This is a genomic window from Myxococcus llanfairpwllgwyngyllgogerychwyrndrobwllllantysiliogogogochensis (assembly GCF_006636215.1).
Lineage (GTDB): Bacteria > Myxococcota > Myxococcia > Myxococcales > Myxococcaceae > Myxococcus > Myxococcus llanfairpwllgwyngyllgogerychwyrndrobwllllantysiliogogogochensis.
Genome location: NZ_VIFM01000403.1, coordinates 1 through 7,516, shown reverse-complemented (window position 1 = coordinate 7,516; position 7,516 = coordinate 1). Strand labels below are relative to the sequence as shown.

The 7,516-nt window shown below is 67.4% G+C and carries 6 protein-coding genes; 4 read left to right on the top strand and 2 right to left on the bottom strand.

What is annotated here, in order from left to right; genetic code table 11:
- Positions 1-63: 63 nt before the first annotated feature.
- Together FJV41_RS46820 and FJV41_RS46815 are read left to right on the top strand one after the other, a co-directional pair.
- Positions 64-3,264 carry an RHS repeat-associated core domain-containing protein gene (locus FJV41_RS46820; protein ID WP_246137862.1) on the top strand — a complete coding sequence of 1,067 codons (3,201 nt, stop codon included), beginning with the start codon at positions 64-66 and terminating at the stop codon, positions 3,262-3,264.
- Positions 3,261-3,848 carry a tetratricopeptide repeat protein gene (locus FJV41_RS46815; protein ID WP_141649117.1) on the top strand — a complete coding sequence of 196 codons (588 nt, stop codon included), beginning with the start codon at positions 3,261-3,263 and terminating at the stop codon, positions 3,846-3,848. The genes FJV41_RS46820 and FJV41_RS46815 overlap by 4 nt, the downstream gene beginning before the upstream one ends.
- Positions 3,849-3,977: 129 nt before the next feature.
- On the opposite strand, the gene FJV41_RS46810 is transcribed toward FJV41_RS46815, so the two are convergent.
- Positions 3,978-4,454: a hypothetical protein gene (locus FJV41_RS46810; RefSeq protein ID WP_141649116.1), complete on the bottom strand. Its 477-nt coding sequence runs from the start codon at positions 4,452-4,454 to the stop codon at positions 3,978-3,980.
- Positions 4,455-4,739: 285 nt separating this feature from the next.
- Here FJV41_RS46810 and FJV41_RS46805 point away from each other — a divergent pair, with 285 nt between their 5' ends.
- Positions 4,740-5,852 carry a sensor histidine kinase gene (locus FJV41_RS46805; RefSeq protein ID WP_246137861.1) on the top strand — a complete coding sequence of 371 codons (1,113 nt, stop codon included), beginning with the start codon at positions 4,740-4,742 and terminating at the stop codon, positions 5,850-5,852.
- On the top strand, positions 5,849-6,658 hold the full coding sequence (locus FJV41_RS46800) for a LytR/AlgR family response regulator transcription factor (protein WP_141649115.1): 810 nt from the start codon (positions 5,849-5,851) through the stop codon (positions 6,656-6,658). Before FJV41_RS46805 ends, FJV41_RS46800 begins: the two co-directional genes overlap by 4 nt.
- 50 nt (positions 6,659-6,708) lie before the next feature.
- Here the strand turns inward: FJV41_RS46800 and FJV41_RS46795 are convergent, their stop codons facing one another.
- Positions 6,709-7,095: a hypothetical protein gene (locus tag FJV41_RS46795; RefSeq protein WP_141649114.1), complete on the bottom strand. Its 387-nt coding sequence runs from the start codon at positions 7,093-7,095 to the stop codon at positions 6,709-6,711.
- Positions 7,096-7,516 lie beyond the last annotated feature (421 nt).

Below are 7,516 nucleotides of genomic sequence, written 5' to 3'. Positions count from 1 at the left end.
GGTGGTGGCTGTGGAGGAGGGAGCGCGGGGGCGCCCGGGAGCATGACGGGAGGAGACCCCGTGATGCTCTCCTCCGGTCAATTCCTGACGACGGACGTGGACCTGGTCGTCCAGGACATCCTGCCCATCCGAGTGGAGCGCACCTACCGCTCCCTGGACCTCACCAAGCGGCAGTTCGGCGTCGGCATGACCAGCAACTTCGAGCAGTTCCTCTGGCGGTCGACGAGCGCCTTCACCGAGTACGACCTGGTCAACCCCGACGGCACGCGCGTCCGGTATGAGCGCACGTCGCCTGGGACGGACTACCTGAGCGCCGTCTTCGAGACGACGTACCCGGGTGTCTGGTCGGGCTCTCGCATCACCTTCAACAACGGGAACCAGGGGTGGGATCTGGTGTTCCGCGACGGGCGACGCTGGACGTTCAACCACGCCCACCGGCTGTCGGAGGTGGCGGACCGCCACGGCAATGTCCTCTCCATCACCCGGCAGAGTGGCAACTCGGGTCCCATCACCCGCATCAGCGGCCCTTCGGGGCGCTGGGTGGAGTTCACCATTGGCACGACGACCGCCACCAGCGGTCTGGCCACGCAGGCCAGGGACCATGCCGGAAGGACTGTCACGTATGCGTACGACGCCCAGGGGCGGCTGACCCAGGTGACGGACGCCGCGGGCGGCGTGCGCAAGTACACGTACAACACCTCCAACTACGTCGAGACCCTGGTGGACGAAGAGGACCGTCTCATCGTCCAGAACGAGTACGGACTGAAGGGTCGGGTGTCGAAGCAGACGCTGGCGGATGGCAGCACCTACGAGTTCACCTATCAGTTGGGGCTCGTCGTGCAGTGTCTGCCCAACGGAGGGTGCAACGTCCGGGACGGCGACCAGATCGTCCGGACGGACGTGAAGGACCGCTCGGGGCAGACGCGACGCGTGTCGTTCCAGTCGGGCTACATCGTCAATGATGTCTATCCGCTGGGCACGCCGGAGGAGCAGGAGACGGCCTTTGAACTGGACGCGGCCAATGGTCGGCTGATGGCTGTCACCGACGCCCTGAACCGACGCACCGAGTACGAGTACGACGCGGTGGGGAACATCACGAAGGTGACGAGCCTGGAGGGGACGCCGCAGGCCGTGTCGATGCAGTACACGTATACAGCCACCCAGCAGCTCGCGTCGGTCCGGGATGAGAACGGGCACCTGTCCGTCTATCAATACGACGCGAGGGACAACCTCTCCCTCATCGAGGACGCCACCGGCCGGACCATGGAATACACGCACGACGCCCTCGGGCGGTTGCAGACGGTGCGTGTCGGGACGGAGCAGCCCACCTCCTTCATCTATGAGGGGGCGGACATCATCTCGGTGACGAACGGCGCCGGGTTGACCACGGAGTTCTCCCACGATGCGCTGGGACGCGTCCTCGCCCGGCGCAGCCCGGGTGGGCACGTGGACCACTACGAGTACGACGCGCGGGACAGGCTCACCCGTCACATCGACGCCAGCGGTCATGTCGTCGAGTTCGCCTATGACGACACGGGCAATGTCGTCTCCAGCACGGACGCCCGCGGCGAGCTGACGAGCTACGTCTACAACTCCCTGGGGCTGCTCTCGGAGCGCATGGACCCCCTGGGGCGGACGGAGACGTACACGTACGACCTTGCCGGTCGCCTGAAGAGCTTCAAGGACCGCAAGGGGCAGGTGAGTGGTTGGACCTATGACTCCACCGGTGAGGTCGAGCTGTCGGGGTTTGGAGCCACGACGTCCTCGCCGACGGCCTACGCCAACAGCATCACCTCCGACTACGACCTGGCGGGACGACTGGTCCACCTGGACGACAGCCTGGGGCAGGACATCACCCTGACGTACGACGGGTTGGACCGAGTCACCCAGGAGGTGTCCTCGACTGGCACTGTCGACTACACCTTCGACGCGACGGGACGGATGACGGGCCTGACGGCCTCGGGTCAGTCGCCCGTGGTCTATGCCTATGACGACAGCGGTCGGTTGACCTCCATCGTCCAGTCGGGTCGCACCGTGTCGTTCACCTACGATGCGGCCGGTCGTCGCCTCTCCACCGTCCTTCCCAACGGCGTGTCCCAGCACTACGCCTATGACGCCGAGGGACGGCTGAGTGGGATTGACTACAAGCTGGGCTCCGTCCTGGTGGGCGACCTGGACTATGGCTACGACGGTGATGGCAACCGCGTCTCCGTGGGCGGGACGTTCGCGCGCACGGGTCTGCCGGCCGCGGTCTCCGGCGCCGTCTATGACGCCGCGAGCCAGTTGACGACCTGGAACAGCCACACGCGGACCTACGACGCCAATGGCAACCTGGTGTCGGACGGTACGCGGACCTATGCGTGGGACGCGCGCGACCAGCTGGCGAGCATCAGCGATGTCACGGGCGTGCTCGCGCAGTTCTCGTATGACCCGATGGGGCGCCGCTCGAGCAAGAGCGTGTCGGGCATCGTGGAGGACTACCTCTACAGCGAGGAGAACTTCATCCAGGTCCAGGGCCCGTCGGAGACGACGGACATCCTGGTGGGGCTCGGGTTGGATGAGGTGTACAGCCAGACCACCTCCTCCGGCTCGAAGGACTTCCTGTCGGAAATCCTGGGGTCGACGGTGGCGCTGGTCGATGGGACCGGGGCGCTGAGCGCGACGTATACGTATGAGCCCTACGGTGCCACGACCTCCACGGGGCTCACGAGCGGCAACCGACAGACGTTCACGGGGCGCGAGGACGACGGCACCGGGCTGCTCTATTTCCGGGCCCGCTACTATGACCCGGCGACCACCCGGTTCCTCCAGGAGGAGCCGTTCGCTCAGGACCCGGAGATGCTGCTGGCGTATGCACGGCTGGGGCAGGGACTGCCGCCCTACGCGTATGCGTCCAACAACCCGCTGACCTACCGCGACCCGACCGGAGAGAACCCGGTGGCGGGGGCCATCGCGGGCGCCGCCGTGGGAGGGCCCGTGGGTGCGCTCGTGGGCGCCGCGGTGGGAACGGCCGCCGTGGGCATCCTCGCCTACTGCGCGACGCATCCGGGGGCCTGCCCCAGCATTCCCTGGCCGGGGAGTACGGTGGACGAGCCGGTGACCACGGCGACTCCGCCCAATGTCTGCCCGATGTCCGCCGAGCATACAAAGGGCAAGCGGCCCTCGACCTGGGATAAGCACACGAAGAAGCGTCCTGGCGGCAAGGAGAAGAAGGACGACAAGTGGCCCCACAAGGGCAAGAACGGGAAGAAGAAGAAGAAATGAACGGCAAGCGCCTTGCGACACCTGGACCGCGTGGCCTCGCGAAGGCCGCGAAGCGACGCATCAGCAAGCGGATCGACCAGCTCATCTCCGCCGAGAAGTGGGTGGAGCTGGAGGGGGTCATCTCCAAGGCGCTCGTCGCGGCGCCTGATGACCATTGGTTGCACGTCAGGAGGGCGGATGCCTGGTACGAGCAGCGTCGATATCGAAAGGCCGCGACGCTCTATCGGAAGGTGCTGGAGCTGATGCCTGGTTGCCCGCTGGGACGTTGGGGGCTGGCGAGCGCGGAGCTGGCGCTCGGGGCCCACCCGGAAGCCCGAAAGCTCTTCCAATCGCTGGCGAGGGAGAAGCCGGAGGTGATGGGTACCCGGGTGTGCGGAGAAGGCGTCCGATGGGCTCGGGGCGTGGTCGCCGATGCGAACTTCCGGCTCGGGCAGCTGGCCGAGCGGGAGGGTTCGAAGGTCGTGGCTCGGCGCCGATATCGGACGTATCTGCGAACGATGGAGCGCCCCGCGCTCTCCATCGAGAGTCGAAAGGGCGCACAGGAAAGACTGAGCGCCTTGGGTGTCAGGGGCCAAGACAGGTAGCCCGCTTCCGCGGGTGGACTGGCTGGATGTCACGGTCCCTGGGGCCCCACGCGGAAGTCGCATGGGGCCCCACTCTTTTCCCCACCATGGGTCGTCAGGCGCGAAAGACGGGCCCGACGCGCGCCGACCTCAGGGCGTGCAGATCTCCCCCGTCACGCGGGTGACAATCCTGTTGCCGTTGTCGAGCAGGAGGCCGCTCACGAAGAGGTAGCCCGTCGCGCCGGCGAACTTCCCCGTTCCCTCGAGGATTTCGTGATGCGCCGTCACGTAGCCGGCGTTCGTGACGCCCGTCTCACGGGCGACGAGGGTCCCCTTTTCGAGCGTGTAGTGGAAGAAGCCGGCGTAGCTGAGCCACCCCGGAGCGGTGGTCAGCGCGAGACGTGCCTCCTGTGCCTTGAAGTGGGTGACACCGCGCAGGCCGTGGTTCCCGTCCACCTCTCCGAGGAAGCATCGGGTCGCCCCGTTGAGGCACCCTTCCGTGGCCGGGTGTTCGATCAAATCCGCATGCACCTTGTGGCAGTGCTCCGCCCAGACGGCGGGCGCGAATGCGACGACGCTCACCGCGACCATCGACGAAACCACCTTCACGACTTCTGCGTAGCTCATGGGGACTCTCTCTCCAGTCGTTGAATGCTCACTGCTGCCTCGGCACGCCCCGGATGAGGGTGCGCCCCGGAAGATGCCTTCCGTGCGCGACAGGCACCTCGGCTTTGCTGTGAGCTGGCGGAAAGGTGAGGCGAAGCGGCCTGACGTGGGTCCGAGCCGGAGGGGCCACTCCTGCCGCGCGTGTGCGAGGACCGATGCTCACCGCCGTGTGAGGCATCTTTCAGGGTGGGAATGCGGATGCACTAGGGTTGCGTCGCCTGTTTCAGTTCGCGTGTCGGGGCTCCCATGACGATGCCATTCCCTGCTGTCGCGGTTTCCCGCTGGCGTGCGATGGCGCTGACGGGCGGTGTGTGGACGCTCGTGGGGTGTGTGGCAGTGGCGGGGGGCGTTGGTGGCGCCCTCTCCACGGGCCGGCCCTTGCCGAGCACCTTCTTCTTTCTCAGCAACATCCTGGGAATGTGGCTGTGGGCGCTCTACACGCCGCTCATCTTTCGTTTGTGCGAGCGCTACCCGCTCGACGGTCCGCGATGGCGCCGGGGCGTGGGCGTGCATGTGGCGCTGTTCCTGGTCCTGTGGGGCCTCGAGTTCGTCGTCGGCTGGGTGTTGGAGAGGTTCGTCGAGCACCCGCAGCGCCCGCTGTTGCAGTACTTCTTCGGTGCGCTGGCCTACTGCTTCTTCTGTTACCTGGGCGTGCTTGCCGTGGGCCACGCGTTGCGCTTCCACCGGCTCTATCTGGAGCGCACGGTGCGGGCCTCCGAGCTGGAATCGCAGCTCCTGCGCTCCCAGTTGTTGGCCTTGCAGATGCAATTGCGCCCCCACTTCCTCTTCAATGCGCTGCACACCGTGTCCGGGCTCGTGCGGAACGACGACAAGGCAGGGGCGCTCCGGGTGGTCGCGAGTCTGGCGGACCTGCTGCGAGCGGTGTTGCGGAGCGATGCGAATCAGCAGGTCCCCCTTCAACAGGAGGTCGACCTGGTCGAGCGCTACCTCGGAATCGAACAGGTGCGCTTCCAGGACCGGCTTCGCACCGACTTCCATGTGGACCCGGAGGTGCTCGGGGCGCTCGTTCCTCAGTTGTTGCTCCAGCCGCTCGTGGAGAACGCCGTGCGCCATGGCACGTGCGCACGAGAGGGTGAGGGGAGGGTGTCGGTCCACATCCGCCGTGAGGCGGAGATGTTGTGCCTCTCGGTACGGGACTCTGGGGCGGGAGATGCTCCCGAGGGTGCGAGGCAGGACCGCCCGTCCGCCGAGTCCGGAGGCGTGGGCCTTGCCAATACCCGCGCGCGCCTGCGCCATCTGTATGGCGCGCGGCACAGGTTGTTGCTCAGTCGAACCCCGGATGGAGGAACGTTGGCGGAGGTGGCCATCCCCTTCCTGGTGCAGGAGGCGGTTCAATGAGCGCGCTCATGCAGCGGGAGCGCCTCCGCACGCTCGTGGTGGATGATGAGCCCCTTGCCCGCCAGAGCCTCCGCTCGCTGCTCGCGGGCGACGCGGGCATGGAGGTGGTGGGGGAGTGCGCGACGGGCCGCGAGGCAATCAAGGTGCTCCGGCAGGGGCCCGTGGATGTGCTCTTCCTGGACATCCAGATGCCAGGCGCGGACGGGTTCGAGGTGTTGCGGGCCGTGGGGCCGGGAGCCGCGGGGGCCGTGGTGTTTGTCACGGCCTTCGACACCTATGCGCTCCAGGCCTTCGACGTCGGGGCGGTCCACTACCTGCTCAAGCCCTTCGACGACGCGCGGTTCGCCAGTGTCCTCGCGCGTGCGAAGGAGCGCGTTCGGGGACTCCGGGTGCAGGGCATGGCGCGCCAGCTCGGTGAGCTGTACTCGGCCGAGGAGCCTGTTCCCGCCGCGCGTCCTGTCTCCTCACCGACCTATCTCGAGCGGCTGGCGGTGAAGGAGGCGGGGAGGGTGCTGCTGGTTCCCGTCGAGCAGATCGACTGGGTCGAAGCGGAAGACTGTTATGTCCAGGTGCACGTGGGCAGTCGGTCGCACCTGCTACGCCAGTCGCTGCGTGAGCTGGAAGCGCAACTCGACCCGCGCCGCTTCCTGCGCATCCATCGCTCGACGCTCGTCAATCTGGAGCGGGTCCGGGAGCTTCAGCCGCTCTTCCATGGCGAGTACTGGGTGCAACTGCACGATGGTCGCCGCCTCAAGCTGAGCCGCAGCTTTCGAGACCGGCTCGACCAGGTGCTCTCGGGACGGTGACGCGAGCGGTTCGTCCACCCGCTGGCGCCGCGCCCCACGTCGTCACGTGCTCACCGCGCCTCAAGTCGCCCGTGCGCACCGCGCTGGAACAGCCAGGCGGACCCGAGGAACATCGCGATGAAGCCGGCGTTGAGCGTCAGGAGTTCGACAGGAGGGCTCCATGGCATCCCCCAGCCGGCGAGTACAGCGACTCCGGCGATGACCGCCTGTGTGAAGGCCATCGCGACCAGCGTGCGGGCCATGCCGGCCGCGCGCAGGCGCACGACGAAGGCGCCAGCAAGGCCGACGAGCAGCACCCCTCCGTAGACCAGGTTGGTGCGGTCGCCGTCCGCTCCGATGATGCCGACGCCGAGGCTCAGCCAGATCAGGATGAGCGAGGCGAAGAGCGCGAGGCCAAGGGCGGCCCTGTACGCGGTGCTGGGGGGCGCGGTGCGCATGGACGTATCTCCGTTGTCGATGACCGAAAGGGTCAGCCCCAAGGTGGCACGCTCCCGCGAGGCCCACCGCCTCGTCAGGCCGAGCGGTCGAAATCCAGCCGCCAGGGGTCGCGGGGCGGCCCGCCGTGCCGCTGGGGCCTGGCGCTCGCGTCCGCACAAGCCCCCCGAGGGTGATGCGCGCGAATGCCCAGCGGGGGCAGCACGCCCGCCCCACCTGGGAAGGCGCGTCGCCAGGGGAGCGCCTTGACACGGCCACGTCCCCGCCAGGAGGGCAATTGCGCTGTCGCGCCAGTCGCCTCTTTCCGGTCGCACGCCGGTGGGCGCACGCCGTGCAATCGACCGCTCCCGCCGTGGTTCATCCACGCAAGGGGGGAAGATGCATTCGGGGGGGAGACAGGAGCGAGGGAGCGGTCGATTGCAC

Bases quoted from the DNA above. Each gene is read 5' to 3' on its own strand.
- FJV41_RS46820 (WP_246137862.1), top strand. From the start codon at position 64: ATGCTCTCCTCCGGTCAATTCCTGACGACGGACGTGGACCTGGTCGTC.
- FJV41_RS46815 (WP_141649117.1), top strand. From the start codon at position 3,261: ATGAACGGCAAGCGCCTTGCGACACCTGGACCGCGTGGCCTCGCGAAG.
- FJV41_RS46810 (WP_141649116.1), bottom strand. From the start codon at position 4,454: ATGAGCTACGCAGAAGTCGTGAAGGTGGTTTCGTCGATGGTCGCGGTG.
- FJV41_RS46805 (WP_246137861.1), top strand. From the start codon at position 4,740: ATGACGATGCCATTCCCTGCTGTCGCGGTTTCCCGCTGGCGTGCGATG.
- FJV41_RS46800 (WP_141649115.1), top strand. From the start codon at position 5,849: ATGAGCGCGCTCATGCAGCGGGAGCGCCTCCGCACGCTCGTGGTGGAT.
- FJV41_RS46795 (WP_141649114.1), bottom strand. From the start codon at position 7,095: ATGCGCACCGCGCCCCCCAGCACCGCGTACAGGGCCGCCCTTGGCCTC.